This is a genomic window from Methylobacterium oryzihabitans (assembly GCF_004004555.2).
GTDB classification, from domain to species: Bacteria; Pseudomonadota; Alphaproteobacteria; order Rhizobiales; family Beijerinckiaceae; genus Methylobacterium; species Methylobacterium oryzihabitans.
The window spans coordinates 36,720-62,988 of sequence record NZ_SACP01000004.1 but is presented as its reverse complement, the minus strand read 5'-3'; the positions used below and the strand labels follow the sequence as shown (position 1 = coordinate 62,988).

Below are 26,269 nucleotides of genomic sequence, written 5' to 3'. Positions count from 1 at the left end.
CGGGCCCGTGCGCATCCTGCTCATCAACCCCAACACCACGGCGGCCGTCACCGAGCAGGCGGCGGCGCATGTGCGCCGCCTGATCCCGGCCGAGATCGTCGCGGTCACCGGCCGGTTCGGCGCGCATTACATCTCCAGCCGGGCCGCGGCGGCCATCGCCGCCCACGCCGCCCTCGACGCCCTGGCCGAGCACGGGGCCGGCTGCGACGCGGTCTACCTCGCCTGCTTCGGCGATCCCGGTCTCCTCGCCCTCAAGGAAGTCTCGCCGGTCCCGGTCGTCGGCATGGCCGAGGGCGCGCTGCACCTCGCCTGCACCCGCGGTCGGCGCGTCGGCATCGTCACCGGCGGCGTGCTGTGGCGGCCGATGCTGGAGGAGTTCGCCGCGAGCCTCGGCCTGTCGTCGCGGCTGTCGGGCATCCGCGCCATCGCGCCGACCGGCGGCGAGATCGCCCGCGATCCCGACGCGGCGCTCGCCCGCCTCGCCGCCGCCTGCCGGGCCTGCGCCGAGGAGGACGGGGCCGACGTGGTGATCCTCGGCGGCGCGGCGCTGGCCGGCCTCGCCGAGCGGATCCGGCCCGACGTGCCGGTGCCGGTGATCTGCTCGACGGAGGCCGGGGCCCGCGCCGTGATGGCGGCTGCCGGCCTGCGGACCGGCCGCGTTCCGCCGCCGGCGACCGCGAGCACCGGCCTGTCGCCGGCCCTGACGGGCCTGCTCGCCGCCGGCTGAGCGGTCCCGGGCCGGGCGCCCGCCGCGCATGACCGCCGCGACCCCCGTGGGGATTGTCATCGCGGCGCCGGCACGCGAAGCAGGGTCGGCCACGGGCCCCGCAGAGGGCCGCGACGCGAGGAAACACCACGATGCAGGACTGGAACGGCTACCGCACCGAGCTGGCGGCCACGCTGGGGCAGATCGGCCAGATCAGCCCCGACCTCCTCAAGGCGCACGATCTCATCGCCACCGCGACCCCGAAGGAGCCGCAGCTCGACGCCAAGACCCGCGAGCTGATCGCGCTGGCCGTCGCGGTGACGACCCGCTGCGACGGCTGCATCGCCTTCCACTCCGAGGCCGCCCGCAAGGCCGGTGCGACCAAGGAGGAGATGGTGGAGGCCCTCGGCGTCGCGATCGCGCTCAATACCGGCGCGGCCCTCGTCTACACCGCCCGCGCCTTCGACGCCTTCACCAAGGGCGAGGGCTGATTAGACACAGCCTTTGAAGCATCGATTGCTGCAACTCTGGATGCATGACTCATAACGGCGTGTCACAATGACCTGCCCCAGGTGGGATGTGCGAGAGGCAGGCATGCCAAACCCGGTTTATGCAGCAATCGAGAAAAAATCCGATGTTTGTGCTGCCATGAAAGAATGGCAGAGAAAATTCGAGGAAGGATCAGACCGTCTTCCAGGTATGCAGGGATCTATTGACTGGCATCCGAGTCTCAAGTTGTGGGGGAGTTTTGGCGGTTGGAGAAAGGGGAATGGTGCATTTCGTTACTGGAATGCGTTCGGAATGGAGCGGCCCAATTTCCGTCAAAATATCATCGTCGAAATTAATCCGCCTGACCAGGGTTCCAATAAGATCATGCAGGGCGTCCTGGCTCTTGATGCTAGGCAATCCCGCTGGATTCTCCATAAGGGCCGGCTGTCCATCCCAGGAAAAGGCATCAGTGAAAATGAATTTGATTTAGCTGTAAGTAGCCGCAGGGTGCCCGTTAGATTTAGCGACGGAACTGTTGTCGAATGCCATCCTGTCGCAGAGATCGACAATTCTCCATCTGCTGTTCAACGTCAAGTAGCCGAGTTTGTCGCAAAATGCCTTATTGTTAGGTCGTTTTACCAGTTTGGCGAGAAAATCCATGAGCAGGCTTTAAACGTCGAAGACGCGGAGCGCAGCGTCCCTGAATTAACAGGCTTTTACGAAATTGGCCCCCAGGCTGGGCGGCAAGTTGAGCGAAAGCATGGAGAGGTCTGGCGTGCGCTTGTTGAGGAACTGGATCGTCGCAACATCAAGCACACGAATGGCCGTGTAGGCCGCTGGGGTCCAGATCTGCGCACGATTGAGGTGGACCCAATATTGTTTGAGATAAAAGTTGCAATATCGGCTCATGATTTGCAATGCGCAGTAGGGCAGCTTTTATTATATGAAGGTCTTTTGGGTAAATCATATCGCAAGGTAATGGTTGTGCCGTGGGATTCGGGATTAGAAAATAGTTCATATATAAGACAAATTCGAGATCTCGATATTATGATACTACCCTATCGGACCAGAAAGATGGGCGTTTACTTCCCCGAAAAGGAGATGCTCCATGAATTGCTGCGGAGCGGCATCGACGATCCGATCTCGTAAAAGGCACCATTGACTTCTGGCCCAACTAATTTGAGATCGTTGGGATGAGCGCGGCGGCGTGCGCCGCCACGTCGCCGGCCCGGCACAGCCACACCGCGTCGCGATGCGCCGCGATGTGGGCGAGCGCCCGCCGCAGGGGCCGCAGGCGGTGCGGCTGGCCGACGAGATAGGGGTGGAGGGCGATGCCCATGACGAGCGGCGCGGCCTCGGCGCGCTCGCGCATCTCGTCGAAGCCGTCGACGATCATCTCGGCGAATTGCGCGCCGGAATCCTTGCGGCCGACGATCGACGGGATGTCGTTGAGCTCCTGCGGGTAGGGCACCGACAGGATCCGGCCCGAACGGGTGCGGAACCAGACCGGCTGGTCGTCGTGGCACCAGTCGAGCAGGTAGCCGTAGCCGGCCTCGGCCAGGAGGTCGGGGGTGACCCGGCTCTGCGAGATCCACGGGCCGAGCCAGCCGGCCGGAGCCCGGCCCTCCTCGGCGGTGAGCGTCGCGGTGGCCTCGGCGATCAGCGCCCGCTCCTCGGCCTCCGGCAGGGTGCCCTGGCGCTCGGCGTTGGTGCGGCCGTGGCCCACCACCTCGTCGCCGCGGGCGCGAAACACCTCCATCAGGCCCGGGCAGTCGCGGTAGACGTGGCTGTTGACCAGGATCGAGGCCGGCAGCCGGACTTCGTCGAACAGTTCGGCCAGCCGGAAGACCCCGACCCGGTTGCCCCAGTCGCGCCAGGCGTAGTTGAGCACGTCCGGCTGCGGCCCGCCGGGGGCGAGTTCGGCGCCGAGCCCCTCGCCGAAGGCGAAGCACTCGACGTTGAGGGCGAGGTAGACCGCGAGGCGGCGTCCGCCGGGCCAGTCGTAGACCGGGCGGGCCGGCAGCGGGCTGTAGGCGTAGCGGCCGTGTCCGGCCCGGGGCGCGTCGGTCATGTCGCGGGGCTCCGGTCGCGCGAGATCGGGTGAACCTAACGCCGGGTGCGGTGCCGGACAGCCCGAGACGACCTCGCGGTGGGCCGCGGGCAAAAGAAAAGCTCCCGTGACGGCCGTCGGCCATCGGGGAGCCTTGGAGATCGAAGGGCCTCGGAGATCGAAGGGCCTTGGAGGACGTCCGTGCCGGCCGGGGCGGCCGGGTTACTGCCGGTAGTGCTGGATCCGCGTCGTGCGCAGGCCGGCGAGGCCGTGCTGCTCGATCGAATACTGCCAGCTCAGGAATTCCTCGGTGGTCAGCGTGTAGCGCTGGCATGCCTCCTCGAGGCTGAGGAGCCCGCCGCGCACCGCCGCGACCACCTCCGCCTTGCGGCGGATGACCCAGCGCCGGGTGTCCGACGGCGGCAGGTCGGCGATCGTGAGAGGACTTCCATCGGGCCCGATGACGTACTTCACCCTCGGGCGGTGCGGTTCGGTCATGATACGCTCATACACTCGACTGACCTGTCGAGATCGGAGGCTAGGGTCCCGCGCTTAAGATTGCTTGAATCGGACGGCGCGGATCCGATTCGTTGCCCACAGGCAATCGTTAACCGCGTTCGCGGCTGCGTCATGATGAAGCGGATCCGAGGGACTGCACGCTGCTGAGCGGCACCTGGGCGTCATCCACGGTCAGCATCGGCTCGGTCCCGCTGAGGTCGATGGCGCTGATCGTGCCCGAGACCTTCGTGTCCACCGCGACCTTCTGGCCGGTGGCGTCGGTGGCCTGCACCTTCACCGTGTACTTGCCGCCCGGGGCGAGCTGCCCGGTCGCGGTGCGCCCGTCCCAGGCGAAGGTCTGGCTGCCGCTCGCCAGCGCCTTGCTCTGGGTCGCCACCACGTTGCCGTTGGCGTCCGAGATCGTGATCGTCGCCTTCGGCGCGGCCCGGGCGGCGGTGAGGGTCCAGGACGCCTTTCCGTCGGCGAGCGTCGAGGTCGCGCCGTCGGCCGTCACCGTCCGGCCGATCAGCCCGGCGGTCGAGGCGGCGGTGGCCGACTTGTTCGCCGTGGTCATGGTCGAGAGCAGGTCGTTGGTCTTGAGCTGCTGCTCGACCGAGGCGAATTGCACGAGCTGCTGGGTGAACTGGTTGGTGTCGAGGGGGTCGAGCGGGTTCTGGTTGCGCAACTGCGTCGTCAGGATGGTGAGGAACTGGTTGAAGTTGCCGGCGATCGCCGAGCCGCCGGTGGCGGTGGTCGAACCGGATTTCGTCGTGGTTCCGGATGCGCTGCCGCTGCCGGCTGTGCTGATGCTGGAGGCCATCGGGGACGCCTTCGGGGAGTGCAGGGGACGCGGACGGGGTCAGATCACGAGGTCGAGGCCGGTCCGGCGGCCGAGCCGGGCGACCGCGGCGGCCGGGAGCGGTTCGGCTTCCGGCAGCGCCGGCCGCGATCCGGCCCGGGAGCCGTCGTCGTCCCGGCCGGTGCCGCCGCGCGAGCCGGCCGAGCCGTCGCCGAGGGAGAAGCTCAGCGCCGCCTCCCCGGCCGACAGCCCGGCCTGGCTCAGCGCCTGTTCGAGGCTGCGGGCGTCGCGCTGGAGCAGCGCCAGGGTCTCGGGCCGCTCGACCACGAGATGCGCCTTCACCGCCCCGCGCTCGCGGTCGATGTCGAGGCTGACCGCGACCCGGCCGAGATGGGCCGGATCGAGCCGGATCTCGAACCGGTTGCTGTCGGCGAGCGCCCGCAGCCCGATCGTCATCGGCACCGCGCTGAGCGGCGTCGGCGGGGTCGCGGCCGGCCCGCCGCCCGGACCCGCCTCGGTCCCGGCGGCCGTCGTCTCCGGCGCGCCGGCCTTCATCGCGGCCACCCGGCCGGTCGCCGGCGACGGAGCGCCCGCATCGCCGGTGACCGCCTGAGCCGGGGTCTGCGGCACCGGCGCGGGCGTTCCCGGCGCGGGAGCCGGGGGCGGCACGGGGGGCGTCGCGACCGCGGCGGCTTCGGTCGCGCTTTCGACGGCCTCCTCGTCCTTGGGGGCGGTCGCCGCCGCCGCCTCGGCCCCGGCGCCGGACCCGGGGGGGGCGGCGTCGGTCGGCGCGTCCGTCTCCTTCGCGGTCTCGTCGGGCCGCTCAGGTGCCGGCGGACGGTCGTCGGCGCTCGGCCGCACCGCGCTCCGGGCCTGCCCGGCCGGCGTGGCGCGCGGGGCGGATCGGGTCTCGGCGCGGCGGTCGCGGTCCGCCGCGGCCGTGTCGGTGCGGCGCTCCTGCGACCCGCCCACGTCGCGCCGCGCGGCGCGCTCGTCCTGCGGCGGGCGGGCCTCGCGGGCGTCGTCGAGGCTGAATCGCCGCTCCGCCGGCAGCGCCGCCTCGCGCGTCCGCGGCCGGTTCGCCGCCGGTCTCGCGGCCTCGGCCATCCGCGCCGGTCCCGTGCTCGTCATCGTCGCCCCGATCCGTTCCTGCCGGTGCGGGCTGCAACCGCCGGGCCACGGGCCGACCCGGCGCAAGCCGTTGGAGGGGTTGGGACGCGGGGGCGGCGGGGCCGGGCGGGCCGGAGCTATCTGCCGGGGCGCCCGGCAGGATCTGCCGGGCGCCGGGTCGTCCTCCCGCGGGAGAATCGACAGGGCCATCGCTTCAGCGATTGTTCTGCGGTCGCCCGCAGGACGCCGCCGCCTGGCGGGCGCGGTGCGCTCTGCGCCCGAAGAGCGCCCCGCGGAGCGGGTTCGAGGGGACGAATGTCCCCTCGAACACAGAGCGGAGCGAAAGCCGAGTGAGCGGGCGACACATCGTGTCGCGCACGACTGCCGGCGCCTGAGGCCAAGCAAGAAACCAGGGCCATCGCTCCGGAGCGATGGCCCTGGGAGAATCGACCGCCACCCTGGAAGAATGCCGGTCGGACCACTATAGACTGCGGGGCGCCGGTCGTGCGGAGCGGTCGCCGGGCGCGCCGCCCCGCGCGCCGAGACTGATGTCGTCCGGATGATGAACTCGCTCGATCTGCCGAAGGCCCCGGAGGCCACCCGCGTCGTCGTCGCCATGTCGGGCGGGGTCGACTCGTCCGTGGTGGCCGCGCTGTTGAAGCGCGAGGGCTACGATGTCGTCGGCATCACGCTCCAGCTCTACGACCACGGCGCCGCCACGCATCGCCGCGGCGCCTGCTGCGCCGGCCAGGACATCCACGACGCCCGCCGCGCCGCCGAGACGCTGGGCATCCCGCATTACGTCCTCGACTACGAGGACCGGTTCCGCGAGGCGGTGATCGACCGCTTCGCCGAGAGCTACCTCCAGGGCGAGACCCCGATCCCCTGCGTCGAGTGCAACCGCTCGATCAAGTTCCGCGACCTGCTCGCCACCGCCCGCGACCTCGGCGCCGACGCGCTGGCGACCGGGCACTACGTCGCGAGCCGGCGGCGCCCGGACGGCGGCCGCGCGCTCTACCGCGCCCTCGATCCGAGCCGCGACCAGAGCTACTTCCTCTACGCCACCACGCCCGAGCAGCTCGCCTTCCTGCGCTTTCCCCTCGGCGAGCGGCCGAAGGACGAGACCCGGGCGCTCGCCCGCGAGTTCGGCCTCTCGGTCGCCGACAAGCCGGACAGCCAGGACATCTGCTTCGTGCCCCAGGGGCGCTACCAGGACGTCATCGCCCGCCTGCGGCCCGACGCCGTGCGCCCGGGTGAGATCGTCCACCGCGACGGACGGGTGCTCGGCCGCCACGACGGCATCATCGGCTTCACGGTCGGGCAGCGGCGCGGGCTCAAGCTCTCCATCGGCGAGCCGCTCTACGTCCTGCGCCTGGAGCCCGACGCCGCCCGGGTCGTCGTCGGCCCGCGCGAGGCGCTGGCGACCTCGCGCCTGCGCCTCGCCGACCTGAACTGGCTCGGCGATGCCGCCCCCGCCGGCCTCGGCGACATTCCGGTCGCGGTCCGGGTCCGTTCGACCCGCGAGCCGCGCCCCGCCACCCTGTCCGTCGACCCTGCCACCGGCGGCGTCGAGATTTCCCTGCTGGCGGCGGAGGACGGAGTGTCCCCGGGGCAGGCCTGCGCCATCTATGCCGACGACGGCCCGCGGGCGCGGGTGCTCGGCGGCGGCACGATCCTGCGCGTCGAGGACGCGCGGCGGGCGGCGGCCTGAGGCGCGGCGGACGACGACACGACCCTTCGAGAGAGAACCACAGACATGCTGAGCGAGCCGCGGGAGGCCGGACCCACCACGGCCCTGATGCGCAAGGCCTATGCGCGCTGGGCCCCGGTCTACGACGTGGTCTACGACAAGCTGACCGAGCCGGCGGCCCGCGACGCCGTCGAGGCGGCGGTGGCGAACGGCCGACGCATCCTGGAGGCCGGGGTCGGCACCGGCCTGTCGCTCGGCTACTACCCGGCGAGTTGCGAACTCTACGGCGTCGACCTGTCGGAGGACATGCTGCGGCGCGCCCGCCGCAAGGTGCTGCGCCGCGGCCTGTCCCACGTGAAGGGCCTCCAGGTCATGGACGTCTGCCGCCTCGGCTACGCCGATGCGAGCTTCGACGCGGTGGTGGCGCAGTTCCTCATCACCCTGGTGCCCGACCCCGAGGCGGCGCTCGGCGAGTTCCTGCGGGTGCTGCGGCCCGGCGGCGAGATCGTGCTCGCCAACCATTTCGGGCAGGACGGCGGCGCGGTCGCGCGGGTCGAGGAGATCGTCGCCCCGCTGTGCTCGAAGATCGGCTGGAGCTCGGACTTCAAGGCCGCCCGCATCGAGGCCTGGGCCCGGCGCAACGGCGTCGCCTTCATCGGCGTCCGCCCGACCTTCCCGGGCGGCTTCTTCAAGATCCTGCGCATGCGCAAAGCCGCGTGAGCGGCCCCGAACAGGCCAAGGACCGCGTGAGCGGTCCCGACCAGACGAAGGACCGCGTGAGCGGTCCCGACCAGACGAAGGACCGCGTGAGCGGTCCCGACCAGACGAAGGACCGCGTGAGCGGCCCCGACCAGACGAAGGACCGCGTGAGCGGCCCCGGCGAGGACGGCGACGCGCCCGCCCTGCCGGAGGAGGCGGTGGCCCGGGCGCCGTGGCGGCGCTGGCTGCGGGTGCTGCCGCTCGTCGCGCTGGTCGCGCTCTCCCTCGGCCTGCTGATCGGCGGGGCGCCGCGGTGGTTCACCCTCGACCACCTCCTCGCCTCCCGTGACCTCGCCCAGGCGGTGGTGACCGAGAACCGTCCGCGGGCGGTGCTGATGGCCTACCTGTTCTACGTCGGCACCGTGGTCGTCTCGGTGCCGGTCTCGGTCGTGATGACCACCCTGTGCGGCTTCCTGTTCGGCACCGTGACCGGTGCCCTGGTGGCGATCGCCTCGGCGACGACCGGGGCGGTGATCGTGTTCGGCATCGGCCGCACAGCAGCGGGGGAACTGCTGCTCAAGCATGCCGGCCCGCGCCTGCGCCGCTTCGCGGACGGATTCCGCGAGGACGCGTTCTCCTACGTGCTGTTCCTGCGCCTGCTGCCGATCTTCCCGTTCTGGATGACCAATCTCGGTCCGGCGGTGTTCGGCGTGCGCCTGCGGACCTTCGCGCTCGCCACCGTCCTCGGCATCAGCCCCGGGGCGTTCATCTACGCCGCGACCGGGGCGCGGATCGAGGCGGTGGCGGCGGCGCACAAGGAGGCGCGGGACGCCTGCCTCGCCGCCGGAGGGACCGCCTGCGACGACGCGATCTCCCTCAGCCAGGTCGTGACGCCGGGCATGATCGCGACCCTGATCGGGCTCGGCGCGCTCGCCCTGCTGCCGGTCGTGGTGCGGCGCCTGCGGCGGCGGCCGGTCTGATACGGGTTTCGGACGATGCGTTCCGAAAACCGTATCAGAAGCCCGCGCGGCGCATGAGCGAAGCCGGTTTTTGCATCGCGAAGCGATCCCGCAGGGATCGCCGAGCGATCAATCAGAAACCGCATGACGCCGGCGCGGACCGTCCCCCGACCAATGGCCCAGTGGCGACGGGCCCGCCGCAGCGGCAATTCTTCAGGAACAAAACGCGGGCGCAGCGGCTCAGTGCAGCGCTGACCGGGCGGATCGGAACCCGCCGTCGACGAGGAGGAATGCGGCCGTGCGACCTGCCGAGAGCGCCCGTGACCGCGCGCCCCTGCGGCGCGGCCTCGGCCGGATCGGGCTCTCGGGCCGGCTGCTCCTGTGCACGGTGCTGTTCGTGCTCCTCGCCGAGGTGCTGATCTCGGTGCCGAGCGTCGCGAACTTCCGCCGGGCGTGGCTGTCCGACCGGGTGGCGGCGGCCCAGGTCGCGGCCCTGGTCCTCGACGCCGCCCCCGAGCACCGGGTCTCCGACGACCTCGCCCGGCGCCTGCTCGGCGGCGTCGGCGCCCAGGCGATCGCCCTGCGCGGCGAGGGGGTGCGCAAGCTGCTCACCGTCGACGAGATGCCCCCGGAGGTAAGCGAGAGCATCGACCTGCGCGACGCCGACTGGCCGGAGCTGATCGCCGGGGCATGGCGCACCCTGGTCGATGCCGACCCGCGCCCGCTGCGGGTCGTCGGCCACGGCATGAACGGCATCGACTTCGTCGAGCTGGTGCTCGACCCGGCGCCGCTGCGGCGGGCGATGGTGGCGTTCTCGCGCCGGATCATGCTGACCTCGCTGGCGATCTCGGGGATCACCGCCCTGCTGTTGTTCCTCGTCCTCCAGGTCTCGATCGTCGGGCCGGTGCGGCGCCTGACGCGCCACATCACCGCCTTCGCCGACGCCCCCGAGGACGCGACACGGCTGATTACCCCGTCCTGGCGCAGCGACGAGATCGGCCTCGCCGAGCGCGCCCTCGCGCAGATGGAGACGGCGCTCGCCGGCGAGCTGCGCCAGAAGCGGCGGCTGGCCGATCTCGGCCTGTCGGTGAGCAAGATCAACCACGAGCTGCGCAACCTTCTCACCACGGCGCAACTGCTCGGCGACCGCCTCGAGAGCGCGGCGGATCCTGGCGTGCAGCGGGTCGCCTCGCGGCTAATGGCGACCCTCGACCGGGCAATCCGCTACTGCGAGGCGACCCTGGCCTACGGCCGGGCCTCCGAGCGGGTGCCGGCCCGCCGCCGGGTCGCCCTGCGGACGCTGCTCGCCGACCTGCCCGACATCGCCGGCCTGTCGCGGGAGGCGCGGGTCCGGGTCGAGGACCGCACGCCCGACGGGATCGAGGTCTGCGCCGATCCCGACCAGCTCGCCCGGGTGCTGGTCAACCTGATCCGCAACGCCGTCCAGGCGCTGAGCCTCGCCGGCACCGCCGACGGGGCGCCGCCCGTGGTCGCCATCGAGGCCGAGACGGTCGGCGACCGGGTGGCGATCCTCGTCGCCGACAACGGCCCGGGCCTGCCGGAGCGGGCGCGGGCCCACCTGTTCGAGGCGTTCCAGGGCGCCGGGCGCTCCGGCGGCACCGGCCTCGGCCTCGCGATCGCGGCGGAACTCGTGCACCTCAACGGCGGCACCCTGTCCCTCGACGAGACGGCGCTCGGCGCCCGCTTCCGCATCGTCCTGCCGCGACACCCGGGTGCCGGGTCCCCGACGTCCTGACACGAGACGCCGCCTGCGCCGCGGCCCGCATCCCCGGTTCGCCGCCATCCCGTCGTCGGGTCCGTGGCCGCTTCGGCGGGCGGCGGCCCGACAGGACTCGCGAAGTCGTCGCCGGTGGCGTGTTCAGCCGACGGGGCGGGCGGGCGCCGCTGCATTCGGGGAGATGGTCGCGAACGACGACGTCATTAAGATTTTTTCAGTTTGTTGTCTGCGATACGGCGGGACGTGACAGCGATGGGGGCACCATGGCCGTTTCCATCCGTCTCCAGCATCTGCAATGGGCCGGCGGCGCCGTCGCGGCGGCCGGCAGCGTGATGCTCGGCACCACGCTGGTCCTGTCCGACTTCCGGAGCGTCCGGCATTACGACCGGGGGCTGGAGGAACTGGCACGGTTCCGCTCGGTGATGGACGCCGCCACCGCGATCTCGGCCGAGCGCGGCCCGGCGAACAGCGTCATGGGCGAGGCCGGGCCGCCGCCGCCGGGTCTGGTCGCGGCCCTGGTCGCCAAGCGCCTCGCGACCGACGAGAGCCTGACCCGCCTGGAGGCGGTGTTCGACGGCGAGTTGCTCGGATCCCCGCGCTTCCGGCAGGACCTGAAGGACCTGCGCGACCGGCTCGCCGCGTCCCGGCTGACAGTCGATACGGTCGTCGGGCGCCCGGCCGGCCAGCGCGGCGGCGGCGAGATCGCGGGGGCGATCCTGGCGATGTTCGCGGTCGCGGACGATGCGGCGGTGCTGCGCGACGAGCTCGGCCGCGGCATCGCCAGGACCCTGCCGCAGATCAGTGCCGAGATCATGCTCCAGTCGGCGGCGAGCGCCCTGCGCGAGGAGGCGGGCAAGCTCGGCTCCTACGTCGTGATGGCGCTGACGACGACGGACGAGCGCCGGCACGGCGAGATCGCGGCCGACTTCGCGCGCACCGCCGGCCGGGTCCGTCAGCAATGGGCCCTCCTGTCGAGCTACGCGGGGGCCGCGATTCCCGGGCGCGCCGTCGACGATGTGCTCGCCGAGGTGCAGACGCAGTACTTCGCCGGCAGTTGGGTGCGGGCCCACGAGACCCTGGGCCACGAAGCGCTGGCCCACGGGACCCTGGCCCACGGGACCCTGGCCCACGAGACCCTGGCCCACGAGGGCGAGAGGCCGGAGACCGCGGTCGGCGGGCGGCCGAGCGCCGCGGCGTTCACCGCCGCCTACGTCCCGGGGCTCGCGGCGGCGGCGCGCCTGCGGGACCGCCTCGGCGAATTGAGCCGCGAGAAGATCGAGACTCAGCGAAGGGCCGCCCTGCGCGACACGGTCATCGCCGGCAGCCTCACGGTCCTCGTCGCCGGGATCCTGCTCGCGCTCAACCTGCTCCTGAGCAACCGCCTGTTCCGTCCGCTGATCGCGGCGCGCCGCCAGATCGTCGCCATCGCCCGGGGCAACCTGTCCGAGCCGGTGCAGCCGGCGCGGTTCGGCCGCGAGATCGGCGAGATGTTCGACGGGCTGGCGATCCTGCGGGCCGAGCAGCGCCAGAAGCGGGTTCTCGAGCGGGAGCGCACCCGCCTGACGCGCCAGCTTCAGATCCTGTCCGAGACCGACGCCCTGACGGGCCTGCCGAACCGGCGCGCGGCCGGCGAGCGGGCGGCGCGGGCCCTCGCCGAGGCCGACCGGGCCGGCACCGGGCTCGCCGTCGTGCTGTTCGACATCGACCACTTCAAGGCGGTGAACGACACCCACGGCCACGCCGCCGGCGACCTCGTCCTGGCCCAGATCGGACCCCGGATCGCGCCGTGCCTGCGGCCCGGCGACCTGCTCGCCCGCTACGGCGGCGAGGAGTTCGTCGTCGTTCTGCCGGGCATCGGCGCCGCGGACGCCGAACGCCTGTGCGAGCGCCTGCGAACCGCGTTGTGCCGGGAGCCGATCGGCCAGATCCCCGGCCTGCGCATCAGCGGCAGCTTCGGGCTGGCGACGCGCGAGCCAGGCTCGAGCCAGAGCTGGGACGCCCTGGTGTCGCTCGCCGACCAGCGGCTGTACCGGGCCAAGCAGGCCGGCCGCAACCGGATCTGCGCCGCCGACCCGCCGCCGGCGGAATGCGACGCAGCGTGACACGGGTGGCGGAGACGGATGGGAATCGAACCCACCGCACGCTTGTGGCGTGCCGCTGGTTTTGAAGACCAGGAGGGCCACCAGACCCCGATCGCCTCCGCCGCCGGTTATGACGGGTTCGCCGCCCCGGGTCCAGCCTCGACCAGCACGCGGGTGTCGCCGGTGCGCCGGGTGAAGCGGGCGGCGTCGAGATGTTCGAGCAGCGGGATCGAGAACTTGCGCGAGATGCCGAGGACCGCCCCCGCCTCGCGGGCGAGGAAGCCCGGCGATCCGGCGAAGGCGTCCGCCAGCGTCGCCTTGGCCTGCTCGACCGCGTCGCGGTGGAAGACGATGGTGCGCCGCTGCACCCGGTCGAGGGCGCGGATCAGGATGCCGGCCCGGACCAGATAGGCCATCGCCTCGGCCCGGCGGGTGTCGCGCCCGACCGCCTCGGCCTCGTCGGGCGGGGTCAGGCCGCCGCGCCGGAAGAGGGCCTCCAGCACCTCGACCACCTCGGAGGCGTTGCGGGCCGGGTCGAAGTCGGCGAGGCGAAAGACGGTCTGGTCCTGCGCGACCTCGCCGGCGGCGACGAGGTCGCGCAGGACCGCCTCCGCCACCGCGTCGTCGGTGCGCAGCAGCGGCGCGAGGCGCGGCAGCGCCAAGCCGTGCTCGATCGGCCGGTCGCGGTGGTAGGAGGCGAGAACCTGGAGCGCGCGCCCGCGCATCGCCGCGAAGGCCTCCGGCCCGACGAACCGGCCCCCGGCCTCTCGGGCGCCGAGTTCGGTCAGCCGGCGCCGCACCCGGTCGGGGGCGATGCCGACGAGGCGGGCGAGATCGGGGAGGCCGGCCCCGGCGCCTCCGGCCTGCCGCAGGCGGATCAGCAGCGTGTCGGCGGGACGGCCGGCGGCGATCGCCCGGAGATCGGCGAGAAGGCGCGGGTCGTGGCGCTTGCGCCGGTGCGAGGCCGGATCGAGCACCCGGCCGCCGCCGACCGTGAGGCTCGGCGAATCGAGCCGGAGGATGAACGGGTCGCGCGCCGGCACCGCCACCGGCTCGGCGCAGTGCAGTTGCGCCAGCGCGGTCTCGCCGGGGGCGAGTTCGTCGCGGTCGAGCAGGCGCAGGCGCACCTCCGCCTCGGTGGTGCCGACGAGAAGCCGCAGCCGCGCCCCGCCGGCGAGCGGAGAGGGCGCATTGCGGGCGGCGCTCAGCTCCACGTCGAGCCAGTCGGACGGCACGAGCAGGCCGGCCGGGGCGAGGGCCTGTCCCCGCTTCAGGTCGGACAGTTCGACGCCGCGCAGGGCGACGGCGGTGCGCCGGCCCGGCTCGGCGGCCTGGACCGCCCGGCCGTGGATCTGAAGCGAGCGCACCGCGGCCTTCAGTTCGGTCGGGGCCACCACGAGAGAATCGCCAACCGCGAGCGGCCCGCGCCGGAGCGTGCCGGTCACGACGGTGCCGAAGCCCGGCCGGGTGAACACCCGGTCGATCGGAAGATAGGGATAGCCGTCGTCGGGAGACCCGGCCCCGTCGAGGAGCGCGGCGAGCCGGGTCCGCAGGTCGTCGAGGCCCTGGTCGCGCAGGACCGAGGTCTCGACCACCGCGACCTCGTCGAAGCCGGCGGCCGCGACCAGGGCCGCGACCTCGGCCGCCCGCTCCCGCGCGGCGTCCGGCGCGACGAGGTCGCACTTGGTGAGTGCGACGACGCCCCGGCGCACGCCGATCAGCCGCGCGATCTCGAGGTGCTCCACCGTCTGCGGCCGCACGCCCTCGCGGACGTCGACCGCGAGCAGCACCGCCCGCATCCCGGTCGCCCCCGACACCATCGCCCGCACGAAGCGCTCGTGGCCGGGCAGGTCGACGAGGTCGATCTCGCCGCCCGGCACCGGCAGCAGGGCGAAGCCCGGCACGATCGAGACGCCGCGCTCCTGCTCCTCCTTCAGCCGGTCGGTCTCGGTGCCGGTCAGCGCCCGCACCAGCGCCGTCTTGCCGTGGTCGACATGGCCGATGACACCGACGAGCAGCGACCTCGTGCCCGCCCCCTCGGACCGGAGGCTCGTCTCGTTGCCCACCCTCACTCGTCTCTCCGTGCTGCCGCGACAGACATCGCGCGCAATTCTTCAGTCTGCAACCGATCTTCGGGTCGTGCATGGCCGGGTCCGGCCGGCGTCGCGATCCGGTCCTCGTCATCGTAGAGTCGCCCGCCGATGCTGAATCGGGACGGAACGGGAGCCCGCCGACGTGACCGACGCACCGCGCTACGCGCTGTACTACACCCCCGCCCCGGGTTCCGGGCTGGCCCGGTTCGGCAACGCGGTGCTGGGCACCGACAGCGCGACCGGCGCGGCGGTGGCGCCGCCGCCCGGCTTCGGCGACGACCTCGACGCGGTGGCGCGGGGCCCGCGGGTCTACGGCTTCCACGCCACCCTGAAGGCGCCGATGCGCCTCGCGGCCGGGTGCGGCGAGGCCGACCTGCTCGCCGAGGCCGCCCGCCTCGCCGCCGGGCGCGGGCCGGTGGCGGTCGGCCCGCTCGTCGTCGCGACGCTCGGGCGCTTCACCGCCCTGGTCCCGGCGGCCCCCCCGCCAGCCCTCGGGCTCTTCGCCGCCGAATGCGTCGCCTTCCTCGATCCGCTGCGCGCGCCGCCGACGCCGGCCGAGATCGCCCGGCGCCGTCCCGAGACGCTGTCGCCGCGCGCCCGGGCGTTGCTCGACCGCTGGGGCTATCCCCACGTCTTCGAGGAATTCCGCTTTCACATGACCCTCACGGCGGCCCTGCCGGAGGCCGAGTGCGCGCCCTGGCGCGAGCGGCTGGCGCGGCTCCATGGCGGCGGCGAGGATCTGACCGTCGAGGCGGTGACGGTCCTGCGCCAGGACGGGAGCGCGCCGTTCCGGGTCGTGCAGCGGTTTCCTCTTGCCGGCTAACTCATTGGCGTCATTCAACTGTCGTTAAACCGGGGTTTACGTTCGCAACGACGCAGGAGCCGCGGACGGGACCGAATGCTGGTTGTCGAGAACCTCACCCGTCGCTTCGGGGGCCGCAACGCCGTCGAGGGCGTGTCGCTGCGCATCGAGCGCGGCAGCTTCGTCGGGGTGATCGGGCGATCGGGGGCCGGCAAGTCGACCCTGCTGCGGATGCTCAACCGGCTCACCGACCCCTCCGAGGGCCGGATCCTGTTCGACGGCACCGACGTGACGGCGCTGCGCGGCCGTGACCTGCGGCGCTGGCGGGCGCGCTGCGCGATGATCTTCCAGCAGTTCAACCTCGTCGGCCGCCTCGACGTGATGACCAACGTGCTGATGGGCCGCCTCGACCACGTCCCGGCCCACCGCTCGCTGCTGCGGCTGTGGTCGGACGAGGACCGCGCCCTGGCGCTCGCGGCGCTGGAGAGCTTCGACATGGGCGGCTTCGCCGCCAACCGGGCCGACCACCTCTCCGGCGGCCAGCAGCAGCGCGTCGCCATCGCCCGCGCCCTGGTGCAGGAACCCGACATCATCCTGGCCGACGAGCCGGTCGCCTCCCTCGACCCGCGCAACACCCGCCTCGTCATGGACGCGCTCGCCGACGCCAACCGGCGCTACGGCATCACCGTCCTGTGCAACCTGCACTCCCTCGACCTCGCCCGCGCCTATTGCGACCGGCTCATCGGCCTCTCGGCCGGCCGGCTGGTCTTCGACGGCCGCGGCTTCGACCTCACCGAGGACGTGGCGCGCGAGCTCTACGGCCTGGAGGCCGGCGAGGTGATGGACCGGGCGCCGCCGGAGGTCCCGGAGCCGCGCCCGCGCCCGGTGCGCGAGGCCGCCGCCCTCGGCGCCTGACCCGTTTCCCCGCGGGCCGCGCCCGCGCAACATCAAGGACGATCCCATGCTCGACCGCCGCACCCTCCTCGGTGCCGCCGCCCTGGCGCTCGCCGCGTTCCCGGCCCTCGCCCAGGACTGGAAGGCCAAGTATCCGGAGCTGACCCTCGGCGTCATCCCGGCCGAGAACGCCTCCGGCACCGTCGACCGCTACACCCCGCTCACCGCCTATCTCAGCAAGGAGATCGGCGTGCCGGTGAAGCTGCGGGTCGCCGCCGACTACGCCGCGGTGATCGAGGGCCAGCGCGCCGGCAACATCCAGCTCGCCTTCTACGGCCCGGCCTCGTTCGCCCGCGCGACGATGACCGGCGTCAAGGTCGAGCCGATCGTCAACCAGAAGCACGACAACGGCGCCTCCGGCTACTACTCGGTGATCTACGTCAAGGCCGACAGCCCGTACAAGACGCTGGAAGACCTCAAGGGCAAGAACCTCGCCCTGGTCGATCCGAACTCGACCTCCGGCAACCAGGCCCCGCGGTTCTTCCTGCAGAAGGCCGGCCACGACGTCGACAAGCTGTTCGGCAAGACCTTCTACGCCGGCAGCCACGAGAACGCGGTGCTCGCCCTCGTCCAGGGCACCGCCGACGCCGCCGCCAACCTGTGGAACTCCGAGACCGACACCATGGTCACCCGGATGGCGACCAAGGGCATGCTGAAGAACCCCGACGGCTCGCCGATGAAGCAGTCGGACTTCCGGGTGATCTTCCGCTCGGAGTTCCTGCCCGAGGGACCGTTCGCGATGCTGACGGGCCTGCCCGACGACCTCAAGGCCCGCATCCGCGAGGCCCTGCTGGCGATGCCGAAGAAGGACAAGGCGGCGTTCGACCGGCTCTCGGACGGCAAGGACCTCGACTTCACCGCGGTGACGCTGAAGGACTACCAGCCGATCATCGAGATGCTCCGCTTCAACGACGAGCAGCGCAAGCGCTCGTGACCTGAGGCGTCCGTGGCTGTCCGCATCGAACCCCTGGCGCCGGAGCGGGCGGCCGCCCTCGCCGGCGCCTACGAGCAGGCCGTCGCCGCGTCGCGGCGGCGCAGCCTCGCGATCCTCGGCACGCTGCTGGTCCTCGTCCTTGTCGCCGGCTGGCTCGCCGAGGTCCGGCCGCTCGCGCTGGTCGAGAACATCGGCGGCCTCACCGCCTATCTCGCCCGGCTGGTGCCGCCCCTCGCCCCCGCGACCCTGCCGGCCGACCTCGCCGCCTGGTACTGGGGCCTGCCGAAATGGCTCTCGCTCCTCGGCGAGACCCTGCTGATGGCCTATCTCGGCACGCTGCTCGGCGGCATCGGCGCGTTCTGCCTCTGCTTCGTCGCCGCCGCCAACCTCGCGCCCTCGCGCAGTGTGCTGTTCCTCGCCCGCCGCTTCCTCGAAGTGTGCCGCACGGTGCCCGAGGTGGTGTTCGCGCTGATCTTCGTCATCGCCTTCGGCCTCGGCCCGATGGTCGGGGTGCTGGCGCTCGCCATCCACAGCGTCGGGGCGCTCGGCAAGCTTTTTTCCGAGGTGGTCGAGAACATCGACATGAAGCCGGTCGAGGGCCTGCGGGCGACCGGCGGGTCCTGGGTCGAGACCGTCCGCTTCGCGGTCGTGCCGCAGGTGCTGTCGAACTTCGCCTCCTACGGGCTGCTGCGCTTCGAGATCAACGTGCGCGGCGCCAGCGTCATGGGCTTCGTCGGGGCCGGCGGCATCGGCCAGGAGCTGCTGGTGGCGATCCGCAACTTCTACAACGCCGACGTCAGCGCCATCCTGCTCATGATCGTCCTGACCGTGGTGGCGATCGACCTCGCCACCGAGCGCCTGCGCCACGCCCTCCTCGGCCGGGAGGCGGCGCGATGAGCCGGCCGTCCTCCTCCCTGCGCGCGGCGGCGCTGGCCGACCTCGACGGCCTGCGCTGCCGCCATCCCGGCGCCTTCCGCACTCCGCCGGCCCGGCGCCTCGCCGTCGCGGCGGTGCTCGCCGGGGTCGTCGGCCTCGCGGTGCTGGCGATGGTGCGCCTCGACTTCTCGCTGATGCGCCTCGTCAACGGCGTCGGCCGGCTCGGCGACTTCGCGGTGCTGATGCTGCCGCCCTCGCCGGAAGGCCAGTTCCTCACCTTCCTGAAGGCGCTCGGCGAGACGCTCGGCATCGCCTTCCTCGGCACGCTCACCGCCTCGCTGATGGCGCTGCCGGTGGCCTTCCTGGCGGCCCGCAACGTGATGCCGAACCCGTTCCTGCGCTTCGGCGTGCGGCGCGGCTTCGACGTGATCCGCTCGGTCGACGTGCTGATCTGGGCGCTGATCTGGATCAACGTCGTCGGGCTCGGTCCCTTCGCGGGGGCGCTCGCCATCGCCTGCTCGGATGTCGGCGGCCTCGGCAAGCTGTTCTCCGAGGCGATCGAGACCGCCGACCGCAAGCCGCAGGAGGGCGTGGCATCCTCGGGCGGCAGCGCCCTGCACCGGGTCCGCTTCGGCCTGCTGCCGGGCGTGCTGCCGGTGCTGACGAGCCAGATGCTGTACTACTTCGAGTCGAACACCCGCTCGGCGACGATCATCGGCATCGTCGGCGCCGGCGGCATCGGCCAGTACCTCACCGAGCTGATCCGCGTGCTGGAGTTGCAGCAGGTCGCGTTCCTGGTGCTGATGATCCTCGTCACGGTGGCGCTGATCGACCTCGTCTCGGGCCGCATCCGCCGGGCGATCATCGGCCCCGCCGCGCGCTAACGCCGCAATCGGGTCGGCAGCCGAGCGTAGCGGAGATCGGAGGGCGCGAACCCGCGCCTTCCGGCCCGTTTCTGCTTGACGGGCGCGGGAGAGGCGACTAAGAGCGCTCCCACTGAACGGCCGGCCGTAGGCGGCAGGCTGATCGAAGTGCCCTCTGTGCCTCGATCGACGCCGCCTAAACGCGACCGAACTTCAAAACCGACTGACACGTGTCAGACCGGCAAGATCGCGGGGCCTCGCGGCCCAGGTGGTCCTCTGCTCGCATGGCGCGCCAAAGGCTGGTTTCAGCCTGGGGCGCGATTTGCGTTGCGCCGTCCCGCACGGCGACGGTCGTTCAGACGAGATTGGGAATTCGACGGTCGCCCGGGACGGCGACGCGTTGCGAGAGGAATGGCATGCCGACGATCAACCAGCTGATCGCCAATCCGCGGAAGGCCCAGAAGGCCCGGAACAAGGTGCCGGCGCTGAACGCCTGCCCGCAGAAGCGCGGCGTCTGCACCCGCGTCTACACCACGACCCCGAAGAAGCCGAACTCGGCGCTCCGCAAGGTCGCCAAGGTCCGTCTCACCAACGGCTTCGAGGTCATCGGCTACATCCCGGGCGAGGGTCACAACCTCCAGGAGCACTCGGTGGTCATGATCCGCGGCGGCCGCGTGAAGGATCTGCCGGGCGTGCGCTACCACATCCTGCGCGGCGTGCTCGACACCCAGGGCGTCAAGAGCCGCAAGCAGCGCCGGTCGAAGTACGGCGCCAAGCGTCCGAAGTAAGACGCCTCCGAGACAAAGGCCCCGCCCGGTTTCGGACGAGGTCACGTTGATCGCCCGTCCCACAAGGATGCCGCCGGCCTCGGGCTCGAGGCGGCCTGCGTGGGGCGCAACAATCTGATTTGAGACAGTACGGAGCGAGCGATGTCCCGCCGCCACAGCGCCGAGAAGCGTGAGATCATCCCCGACGCCAAGTACGGCGACATCGTCCTCACCAAGTTCATGAACTCGGTGATGTACGAGGGCAAGAAGTCGGTCGCCGAGAACATCGTCTACGGCGCGTTCGACATCATTGAGGCCCGCGCCAAGGCGAACCCGATCGAGGTGTTCCGCGCCGCCCTCGACAACGTCGCCCCGGCGATCGAGGTCCGGTCCCGCCGCGTCGGCGGCGCCACCTACCAGGTGCCGGTCGAGGTCCGCAACGAGCGCCGGCAGGCCCTGGCGATCCGCTGGCTGATCCAGGCGGCCCGCTCGCGCAACGACCGCACCATGGTCGAGCGCCTGTCCTCGGAGCTGCTCGACGCCGCCAACAATCGCGGCAACGCCGTCAAGAAGCGGGAAGACACGCACCGGATGGCCGAGGCCAACCGCGCCTTCTCGCACTACCGCTGGTAACCAGCGGCCACCCCCTTCAGGAGCCCCCCGATGCCCCGCACGCACGCGATCGAGGACTACCGCAACTTCGGCATCATGGCCCACATCGATGCCGGCAAGACCACGACGACCGAGCGGATCCTCTACTACACCGGCAAGTCCCACAAGATCGGCGAGGTCCATGAGGGCGCCGCCACCATGGACTGGATGGAGCAGGAGCAGGAGCGTGGCATCACGATCACCTCGGCTGCGACGACCTGCTTCTGGCGCGACAAGCGCCTGAACATCATCGACACCCCCGGGCACGTCGACTTCACGATCGAGGTGGAGCGTTCGCTCCGCGTGCTCGACGGCGCGGTGTGCGTGCTCGACGGCAACCAGGGCGTCGAGCCGCAGACCGAGACCGTGTGGCGTCAGGCCGACAAGTACGACGTGCCGCGCGTCGTGTTCGTCAACAAGATGGACAAGATCGGCGCCGACTTCTTCAAGTGCGTGGCCGACATCATCGACCGCGTCGCCGGCAAGCCGGTCTGCCTGCAGCTGCCGATCGGCTCCGAGTCGAACTTCCAGGGCGTGATCGACCTCATCAAGATGAAGGCGATCGTCTGGTCGGGCGAGGCGCTCGGCGCCAACTTCAACGAGACCGACATCCCGGCCGAGCTGAAGGACCAGGCGGTCGAGTACCGCACCAAGCTGGTCGAGGCCTGCGTCGAGCTCGACGACGACGCCATGACCGCCTACCTCGACGGCGTCGAGCCGGACGAGGAGACGATGCGCAAGCTCGTGCGCCGCGCCGTGCAGCTGCGCGCCTTCCACCCGGTCCTGTGCGGCTCGGCGTTCAAGAACAAGGGCGTCCAGCCCCTGCTCGACGCCGTCGTCGACTACCTGCCGTCTCCCGCCGACCGCGGCGAGATCAAGGGCATCGACTTCAAGACCGAGGAGGACGTGGTCCGCCGTCCGACCGACTCCGACCCGTTCTCCATGCTCGCCTTCAAGATCATGGACGATCCCCACGTCGGCACGATCACGTTCTGCCGCGTGTACTCGGGCAAGATCGACTCGGGCGCCAACGTCATCAACTCGACCCGCGACAAGAAGGAGCGGGTGGGGCGGATGCTCCTGATGCACGCGAACAACCGCGAGGACATCAAGGAGGCTTTCGCTGGCGACATCGTGGCGCTGGCCGGCCTCAAGGACACCCGCACCGGCGACACCCTCTGTGATCCGCAGAAGGCCGTCATCCTCGAGAAGATGGAGTTCCCGGAGCCGGTCATCGAGATCGCCGTCGAGCCGAAGTCGAAGGCCGACCAGGAGAAGCTCGGTATCGCGCTCTCGAAGCTCGCCGCCGAGGATCCGTCCTTCCGGGTCTCGACCGACCAGGAATCCGGCCAAACCATCCTCAAGGGGATGGGCGAGCTGCACCTCGACATCAAGGTCGACATCCTGAAGCGCACCTACAAGGTCGAGGCCAATATCGGCCAGCCGCAGGTCGCGTACCGGGAGAAGCTGACCAAGCGGACCGAAATCGACTACACCCACAAGAAGCAGACCGGCGGGACCGGCCAGTTCGCGCGGGTGAAGTTCGTGGTCGAGCCGAACGAGCCCGGCGCCGGCTACGCCTTCGAGTCGAAGATCGTCGGCGGCTCGGTGCCCAAGGAGTACATCCCGGGCGTCGAGAAGGGCCTCAACAGCGTCCTGACCGCCGGCATCCTGGCGGGCTTCCCGGTGGTCGACATCAAGGTGGAGCTGATCGACGGCGCCTACCACGAGGTCGACTCCTCGGCGCTCGCCTTCGAGATCGCCTCCCGCGCGGCCCTGCGCGAGGCGCTGCAGAAGGGCGGCTCGGTCCTGCTCGAGCCGGTGATGAAGGTCGAGGTGGTGACCCCGGAGGACTACACCGGATCGGTTATCGGCGACCTGAACTCCCGGCGCGGCCAGATCCAGGGCCAGGACATGCGCGGCAACGCCAACGTCATCAACGCGATGGTGCCGCTGGCGAACATGTTCGGCTACGTGAACCAGCTCCGCTCCTTCACCCAGGGACGCGCGAACTTCACGATGCAGTTCGACCACTACGAGGAGGTCCCGCGCGGCGAGGCCGAGAAGGTGGTGGCGAAGTACGCCTGACCGGATCCGCGAGGATCCAGACCCGGACCCGGCGACCGCGCCGGGTCCTCTCCGCGCCCCCTCTCCACGGCCCCTGGCCGGGAGGTCGAGCGCGAACCCGACGAACGCCTGAGAGCATTGGAGATTGGCAATGGCCAAGGAAAAGTTTTCGCGGACGAAGCCGCACTGCAACATCGGGACGATCGGACACGTCGACCACGGCAAGACGTCGCTGACGGCGGCGATCACGAAGGTTCTGGCCGAGACCGGCGGGGCGACGTTCACCGCCTACGACCAGATCGACAAGGCACCGGAGGAGAAGGCGCGCGGCATCACGATCTCGACGGCGCACGTCGAGTACGAGACGCAGAACCGGCACTACGCCCACGTCGACTGCCCCGGCCACGCCGACTACGTCAAGAACATGATCACCGGCGCGGCGCAGATGGACGGCGCGATCCTGGTGGTCTCGGCCGCCGACGGCCCGATGCCGCAGACCCGCGAGCACATCCTGCTCGCCCGTCAGGTCGGCGTGCCGGCGCTCGTCGTGTTCATGAACAAGGTCGACATGGTCGACGATCCGGAGCTGCTGGATCTGGTCGAGCTCGAGGTGCGCGAGCTGCTCTCGAAGTACGACTTCCCGGGCGACGACATCCCGATCACCAAGGGCTCGGCGCTGTGCGCGCTGGAGAACCGCGAGCCGAAGATCGGGCATGACGCGATCCTCGAGCTGATGAGCCACGTGGACGCCTACATCCCGCAGCCGGAGCGTCCGATCGACCTGCCGTTCCTGATGCCGATCGAGGACGTGTTCTCGATCTCGGGCCGCGGCACGGTGGTGACGGGCCGGGTGGAGCGCGGGATCATCAAGGTCGGCGAGACGGTGGAGATCGTCGGGATCCGGGCGACGCAGACGACGACGGTGACCGGCGTCGAGATGTTCCGCAAGCTGCTGGACCAGGGTCAGGCGGGCGACAACGTCGGCGTGCTGCTGCGCGGCACCAAGCGCGAGGACGTGGAGCGCGGGCAGGTGGTGTGCAAGCCGGGATCGGTGAAGCCGCACACGAAGTTCAAGGCCGAGGCGTACATCCTGACGAAGGAGGAGGGCGGGCGCCACACGCCGTTCTTCACCAACTACCGTCCGCAGTTCTACTTCCGCACGACGGACGTGACGGGCGTGTGCCAGCTGCCGGAAGGCACCGAGATGGTGATGCCGGGCGACAACGTGACGATGGACGTGACGCTGATCGTGCCCGTCGCGATGGAGGAGAAGCTGCGCTTTGCCATCCGCGAGGGCGGCCGCACCGTCGGCGCCGGCGTCGTCGCCTCCATCACCGAGTAAGCGGAGCCCGCTCTCACCCTTCAACCCGACGGTTCGATCCGGGGCGGGCCGTGAGGCCCGCCCCGTCCCGTCGCGAGGCAAGAACATGAACGGTCAGAACATCCGCATCCGCCTCAAGGCGTTCGATCATCGCATCCTGGACACGTCGACCCGCGAGATCGTCTCGACGGCGAAGCGGACCGGTGCGCAGGTGCGCGGCCCGATCCCGCTGCCGACCCGGATCGAGCGCTTCACCGTCAACCGCTCGCCCCACATCGACAAGAAGTCGCGCGAGCAGTTCGAGATGCGCACTCACAAGCGCGTGCTCGACATCGTCGATCCCACCCCGCAGACCGTGGACGCGCTGATGAAGCTCGACCTCGCCGCGGGCGTGGACGTGGAGATCAAGCTCTAGGCGATCCCGAGGGATCGCTTAGGGCTTTGGATGGATCGCGCGGGGGAGAACCATGCGCACAGGACTCATCGCACAGAAGGTCGGCATGACCCGCGTCTTCACGGACGCCGGCGAGCATGTTCCGGTCACGGTGCTCAAGGTCGATCAGTGTCAGGTGGTCGCCCACCGCACGGTCGAGAAGAACGGCTACGTCGCGCTGCAGGTCGGCGTCGGCAAGGCCAAGGTGAAGAACGTCTCGGCCGCCGAGCGCGGACGCTTCGCCGTCGCCAAGGTCGAGCCGAAGAAGAAGCTCGCCGAGTTCCGGGTCACCGAGGATGCCCTCATCCCGGTCGGCGCCGAGATCACCGCCGACCACTTCATCCCGGGGCAGTTCGTCGACGTGACGGGCACCACCACGGGTAAAGGCTTCGCCGGCGGCATGAAGCGCTGGAACTTCGGCGGCCTTCGCGCGTCGCACGGCGTGTCGGTCTCGCACCGGTCGATCGGCTCGACCGGCGGCCGTCAGGACCCGGGCAAGACCTTCAAGAACAAGAAGATGCCGGGCCATCTCGGCGTCGAGCGGGTCACGACCCAGAACCTGCGCGTCGTGCGCACCGATCCCGAGCGCGGCCTGATCCTGGTCGAGGGCGCGGTGCCGGGCGTCGCCGGCGGCTGGATCCAAATCCGCGACGCGGTGAAGCGCAAGCTCCCCGCCGACGTGCCGCTGCCGGGCAAGTTCCGCGAGACCGGCGCTCCGGCTGCCGAGGCGCCCGCGACCGAGGAGACCGCGTGATGAAGATCGAGATCACCACGCTCGAGGGTGCCGAGGCCGGCTCGCTGGAGCTGGACGAGGCCATCTTCGGCCTCGAGCCCCGCGCGGACCTGCTGCACCGCTGCGTGCGCTGGCAGCTCGCCAAGCGCCAGGCTGGCACCCACCAGACCAAGCAGCGCGGCGAGATCGCCCGCACGACCAAGAAGCTGTACAAGCAGAAGGGCACCGGCAACGCCCGCCACGGCGCGGCCTCGGCGCCGCAGTTCCGCGGCGGCGCCCGCGCCCACGGCCCGCAGACGCGCTCGCACGCCCACGACCTGCCCAAGAAGGTCCGGGCGCTGGCCCTGCGCCACGCGCTGTCGGCCAAGGCCAAGGGCTCGGCGCTGGTCGTCGTCGACGACGTGCGCCTCGACGAGGGCAAGACCAAGGTGCTCAAGGAGCGCTTCGGCAAGCTCGGCCTGTCGAACGCCCTCATCATCGGCGGCGCCGAGGTGGACGAGAACTTCGCCCGTTCGGCCCGCAACCTGCCCCATATCGACGTCCTGCCGGTGCAGGGCATCAACGTCTACGACATCCTGCGGCGCGAGAAGCTCGTCCTGACGCGCGCGGCCGTCGATGCGCTGGAGGCGCGATTCAAATGAGCGCTGATCCGCGCCACTACGACGTGATCGTCTCCCCGGTCATCACCGAGAAGGCGACCAACCTCACGGAGCAGGACAAGGTCGTGTTCCGCGTCGCCCCCAAGGCGACCAAGCCGCAGATCAAGGAAGCGGTTGAGAAGCTGTTCGAGGTCAAGGTGAAGGCCGTCAACACGATCGTCACCAAGGGCAAGTCGAAGATTTTCCGCGGTCAGCGCGGCCAGCGTTCGGACGTGAAGAAGGCGATCGTCACCCTCGAAGAGGGCCAGACGATCGACGTCACGACCGGGCTCTGAGGGGAACGGCGTAAGGGAACAA

26 protein-coding genes and 1 tRNA gene are annotated in these 26,269 nt (G+C 70.9%); 21 read left to right on the top strand and 6 right to left on the bottom strand.

Translation table 11 applies throughout. The features are described from left to right. Positions 1-7: 7 nt before the first annotated feature. The 3 genes from EOE48_RS05775 to EOE48_RS05765 all read left to right on the top strand — a co-directional run bounded on the left by EOE48_RS05775 (position 8) and on the right by EOE48_RS05765 (position 2,344). Complete coding sequence (locus EOE48_RS05775) at positions 8-727, top strand: aspartate/glutamate racemase family protein (RefSeq protein WP_127727839.1); 720 nt, start codon at positions 8-10, stop codon at positions 725-727. 131 nt (positions 728-858) lie between these two features. Then, complete coding sequence (locus EOE48_RS05770) at positions 859-1,197, top strand: carboxymuconolactone decarboxylase family protein (RefSeq protein ID WP_127727838.1); 339 nt, start codon at positions 859-861, stop codon at positions 1,195-1,197. A 103-nt stretch (positions 1,198-1,300) separates the two neighbouring features. Beyond that, positions 1,301-2,344, top strand: a complete 1,044-nt coding sequence (locus EOE48_RS05765) for a hypothetical protein (protein ID WP_127727837.1) — start codon at positions 1,301-1,303, stop codon at positions 2,342-2,344. 25 nt (positions 2,345-2,369) lie between these two features. Here the strand turns inward: EOE48_RS05765 and EOE48_RS05760 are convergent, their stop codons facing one another. From EOE48_RS05760 to EOE48_RS05745, 4 genes are all read right to left on the bottom strand, one after another. Beyond that, the gene (locus tag EOE48_RS05760; protein ID WP_127727836.1) at positions 2,370-3,266 is read right to left on the bottom strand and encodes a polysaccharide deacetylase family protein; all 897 of its coding nucleotides are present in this window, start codon (positions 3,264-3,266) and stop codon (positions 2,370-2,372) included. 201 nt (positions 3,267-3,467) lie between these two features. Continuing rightward, positions 3,468-3,743, bottom strand: coding sequence for a CtrA inhibitor SciP (gene sciP, locus EOE48_RS05755; RefSeq protein WP_015932480.1), 276 nt, complete (start codon positions 3,741-3,743; stop codon positions 3,468-3,470). Positions 3,744-3,873: 130 nt separating this feature from the next. After that, a complete protein-coding gene (locus EOE48_RS05750) occupies positions 3,874-4,563 on the bottom strand; it encodes a flagellar hook assembly protein FlgD (RefSeq protein WP_127727835.1) in 690 nt (229 codons plus the stop codon). A 39-nt stretch (positions 4,564-4,602) separates the two neighbouring features. Continuing rightward, positions 4,603-5,673, bottom strand: coding sequence for a flagellar hook-length control protein FliK (locus EOE48_RS05745; RefSeq protein WP_127727834.1), 1,071 nt, complete (start codon positions 5,671-5,673; stop codon positions 4,603-4,605). A 541-nt stretch (positions 5,674-6,214) separates the two neighbouring features. On the opposite strand from EOE48_RS05745, the gene mnmA reads away from it, so the two are divergent. From mnmA to EOE48_RS05720, 5 genes are all read left to right on the top strand, one after another. Further along, a complete protein-coding gene (mnmA, locus tag EOE48_RS05740) occupies positions 6,215-7,363 on the top strand; it encodes a tRNA 2-thiouridine(34) synthase MnmA (protein WP_127727833.1) in 1,149 nt (382 codons plus the stop codon). 45 nt (positions 7,364-7,408) lie between these two features. Further along, a complete protein-coding gene (locus EOE48_RS05735; protein ID WP_127727832.1) occupies positions 7,409-8,062 on the top strand; it encodes a class I SAM-dependent methyltransferase in 654 nt (217 codons plus the stop codon). Further along, positions 8,059-9,021 carry a TVP38/TMEM64 family protein gene (locus EOE48_RS05730; protein ID WP_342791819.1) on the top strand — a complete coding sequence of 321 codons (963 nt, stop codon included), beginning with the start codon at positions 8,059-8,061 and terminating at the stop codon, positions 9,019-9,021. The genes EOE48_RS05735 and EOE48_RS05730 overlap by 4 nt, the downstream gene beginning before the upstream one ends. 277 nt (positions 9,022-9,298) lie before the next feature. After that, the gene (locus EOE48_RS05725) at positions 9,299-10,756 is read left to right on the top strand and encodes a sensor histidine kinase (RefSeq protein ID WP_127727831.1); all 1,458 of its coding nucleotides are present in this window, start codon (positions 9,299-9,301) and stop codon (positions 10,754-10,756) included. Positions 10,757-11,001: 245 nt separating this feature from the next. Further along, on the top strand, positions 11,002-12,840 hold the full coding sequence (locus EOE48_RS05720) for a GGDEF domain-containing protein (protein ID WP_127727830.1): 1,839 nt from the start codon (positions 11,002-11,004) through the stop codon (positions 12,838-12,840). Positions 12,841-12,846: 6 nt separating this feature from the next. Here EOE48_RS05720 and EOE48_RS05715 read toward each other — a convergent pair. Both EOE48_RS05715 and selB read right to left on the bottom strand, forming a co-directional pair. After that, positions 12,847-12,939, bottom strand: a tRNA-Sec gene (locus EOE48_RS05715). 8 nt (positions 12,940-12,947) lie between these two features. Then, entirely contained in the window at positions 12,948-14,891 is a 1,944-nt protein-coding gene (selB, locus tag EOE48_RS05710) for a selenocysteine-specific translation elongation factor (RefSeq protein ID WP_342791818.1), read from the bottom strand. Positions 14,892-15,054: 163 nt separating this feature from the next. Between selB and EOE48_RS05705 the strand changes: the two genes are divergently transcribed. From EOE48_RS05705 to EOE48_RS05645, 13 genes are all read left to right on the top strand, one after another. Beyond that, on the top strand, positions 15,055-15,735 hold the full coding sequence (locus EOE48_RS05705; protein ID WP_127727829.1) for a DUF1045 domain-containing protein: 681 nt from the start codon (positions 15,055-15,057) through the stop codon (positions 15,733-15,735). Between the two features lie 75 nt (positions 15,736-15,810). Continuing rightward, positions 15,811-16,629, top strand: coding sequence for a phosphonate ABC transporter ATP-binding protein (gene phnC / locus EOE48_RS05700; RefSeq protein ID WP_127727828.1), 819 nt, complete (start codon positions 15,811-15,813; stop codon positions 16,627-16,629). A 46-nt stretch (positions 16,630-16,675) separates the two neighbouring features. Next, the gene (gene phnD, locus EOE48_RS05695; RefSeq protein ID WP_127727827.1) at positions 16,676-17,602 is read left to right on the top strand and encodes a phosphonate ABC transporter substrate-binding protein; all 927 of its coding nucleotides are present in this window, start codon (positions 16,676-16,678) and stop codon (positions 17,600-17,602) included. A 12-nt stretch (positions 17,603-17,614) separates the two neighbouring features. Next, complete coding sequence (gene phnE / locus EOE48_RS05690) at positions 17,615-18,499, top strand: phosphonate ABC transporter, permease protein PhnE (RefSeq protein ID WP_127727826.1); 885 nt, start codon at positions 17,615-17,617, stop codon at positions 18,497-18,499. Then, positions 18,496-19,362 (top strand): phosphonate ABC transporter, permease protein PhnE, encoded by an 867-nt coding sequence (phnE, locus tag EOE48_RS05685; RefSeq protein ID WP_127727825.1) that lies wholly within the window; start codon positions 18,496-18,498, stop codon positions 19,360-19,362. The genes phnE (EOE48_RS05690) and phnE (EOE48_RS05685) overlap by 4 nt, the downstream gene beginning before the upstream one ends. A 395-nt stretch (positions 19,363-19,757) precedes the next feature. Continuing rightward, complete coding sequence (rpsL, locus tag EOE48_RS05680) at positions 19,758-20,129, top strand: 30S ribosomal protein S12 (protein WP_127727824.1); 372 nt, start codon at positions 19,758-19,760, stop codon at positions 20,127-20,129. 141 nt (positions 20,130-20,270) lie between these two features. After that, entirely contained in the window at positions 20,271-20,741 is a 471-nt protein-coding gene (gene rpsG / locus EOE48_RS05675) for a 30S ribosomal protein S7 (RefSeq protein WP_127727823.1), read from the top strand. Positions 20,742-20,771: 30 nt separating this feature from the next. After that, positions 20,772-22,847 (top strand): elongation factor G, encoded by a 2,076-nt coding sequence (fusA, locus tag EOE48_RS05670; protein ID WP_127727822.1) that lies wholly within the window; start codon positions 20,772-20,774, stop codon positions 22,845-22,847. Between the two features lie 130 nt (positions 22,848-22,977). Further along, a complete protein-coding gene (tuf, locus tag EOE48_RS05665; RefSeq protein ID WP_127727821.1) occupies positions 22,978-24,168 on the top strand; it encodes an elongation factor Tu in 1,191 nt (396 codons plus the stop codon). Positions 24,169-24,253: 85 nt separating this feature from the next. Beyond that, positions 24,254-24,562 (top strand): 30S ribosomal protein S10, encoded by a 309-nt coding sequence (gene rpsJ, locus EOE48_RS05660; RefSeq protein WP_018262845.1) that lies wholly within the window; start codon positions 24,254-24,256, stop codon positions 24,560-24,562. 52 nt (positions 24,563-24,614) lie between these two features. Then, on the top strand, positions 24,615-25,334 hold the full coding sequence (gene rplC, locus EOE48_RS05655; RefSeq protein WP_127727820.1) for a 50S ribosomal protein L3: 720 nt from the start codon (positions 24,615-24,617) through the stop codon (positions 25,332-25,334). Next, the gene (gene rplD / locus EOE48_RS05650) at positions 25,334-25,954 is read left to right on the top strand and encodes a 50S ribosomal protein L4 (RefSeq protein ID WP_127727819.1); all 621 of its coding nucleotides are present in this window, start codon (positions 25,334-25,336) and stop codon (positions 25,952-25,954) included. The genes rplC and rplD overlap by 1 nt, the downstream gene beginning before the upstream one ends. Continuing rightward, positions 25,951-26,247 (top strand): 50S ribosomal protein L23, encoded by a 297-nt coding sequence (locus tag EOE48_RS05645; protein ID WP_127727818.1) that lies wholly within the window; start codon positions 25,951-25,953, stop codon positions 26,245-26,247. The genes rplD and EOE48_RS05645 overlap by 4 nt, the downstream gene beginning before the upstream one ends. Positions 26,248-26,269: the final 22 nt, after the last annotated feature.

Coding starts and splice junctions, on each gene's coding strand:
- EOE48_RS05745 (WP_127727834.1), bottom strand. CDS start 5,673: ATGACGAGCACGGGACCGGCGCGGATGGCCGAGGCCGCGAGACCGGCG.
- rpsJ (WP_018262845.1), top strand. CDS start 24,254: ATGAACGGTCAGAACATCCGCATCCGCCTCAAGGCGTTCGATCATCGC.
- fusA (WP_127727822.1), top strand. CDS start 20,772: ATGCCCCGCACGCACGCGATCGAGGACTACCGCAACTTCGGCATCATG.
- EOE48_RS05735 (WP_127727832.1), top strand. CDS start 7,409: ATGCTGAGCGAGCCGCGGGAGGCCGGACCCACCACGGCCCTGATGCGC.
- phnC (WP_127727828.1), top strand. CDS start 15,811: ATGCTGGTTGTCGAGAACCTCACCCGTCGCTTCGGGGGCCGCAACGCC.
- mnmA (WP_127727833.1), top strand. CDS start 6,215: ATGAACTCGCTCGATCTGCCGAAGGCCCCGGAGGCCACCCGCGTCGTC.
- EOE48_RS05765 (WP_127727837.1), top strand. CDS start 1,301: ATGCCAAACCCGGTTTATGCAGCAATCGAGAAAAAATCCGATGTTTGT.
- EOE48_RS05720 (WP_127727830.1), top strand. CDS start 11,002: ATGGCCGTTTCCATCCGTCTCCAGCATCTGCAATGGGCCGGCGGCGCC.
- EOE48_RS05750 (WP_127727835.1), bottom strand. CDS start 4,563: ATGGCCTCCAGCATCAGCACAGCCGGCAGCGGCAGCGCATCCGGAACC.
- tuf (WP_127727821.1), top strand. CDS start 22,978: ATGGCCAAGGAAAAGTTTTCGCGGACGAAGCCGCACTGCAACATCGGG.
- phnD (WP_127727827.1), top strand. CDS start 16,676: ATGCTCGACCGCCGCACCCTCCTCGGTGCCGCCGCCCTGGCGCTCGCC.
- EOE48_RS05770 (WP_127727838.1), top strand. CDS start 859: ATGCAGGACTGGAACGGCTACCGCACCGAGCTGGCGGCCACGCTGGGG.
- phnE (WP_127727825.1), top strand. CDS start 18,496: ATGAGCCGGCCGTCCTCCTCCCTGCGCGCGGCGGCGCTGGCCGACCTC.
- rpsL (WP_127727824.1), top strand. CDS start 19,758: ATGCCGACGATCAACCAGCTGATCGCCAATCCGCGGAAGGCCCAGAAG.
- rpsG (WP_127727823.1), top strand. CDS start 20,271: ATGTCCCGCCGCCACAGCGCCGAGAAGCGTGAGATCATCCCCGACGCC.
- sciP (WP_015932480.1), bottom strand. CDS start 3,743: ATGACCGAACCGCACCGCCCGAGGGTGAAGTACGTCATCGGGCCCGAT.
- EOE48_RS05645 (WP_127727818.1), top strand. CDS start 25,951: ATGAGCGCTGATCCGCGCCACTACGACGTGATCGTCTCCCCGGTCATC.
- EOE48_RS05760 (WP_127727836.1), bottom strand. CDS start 3,266: ATGACCGACGCGCCCCGGGCCGGACACGGCCGCTACGCCTACAGCCCG.
- rplC (WP_127727820.1), top strand. CDS start 24,615: ATGCGCACAGGACTCATCGCACAGAAGGTCGGCATGACCCGCGTCTTC.
- rplD (WP_127727819.1), top strand. CDS start 25,334: ATGAAGATCGAGATCACCACGCTCGAGGGTGCCGAGGCCGGCTCGCTG.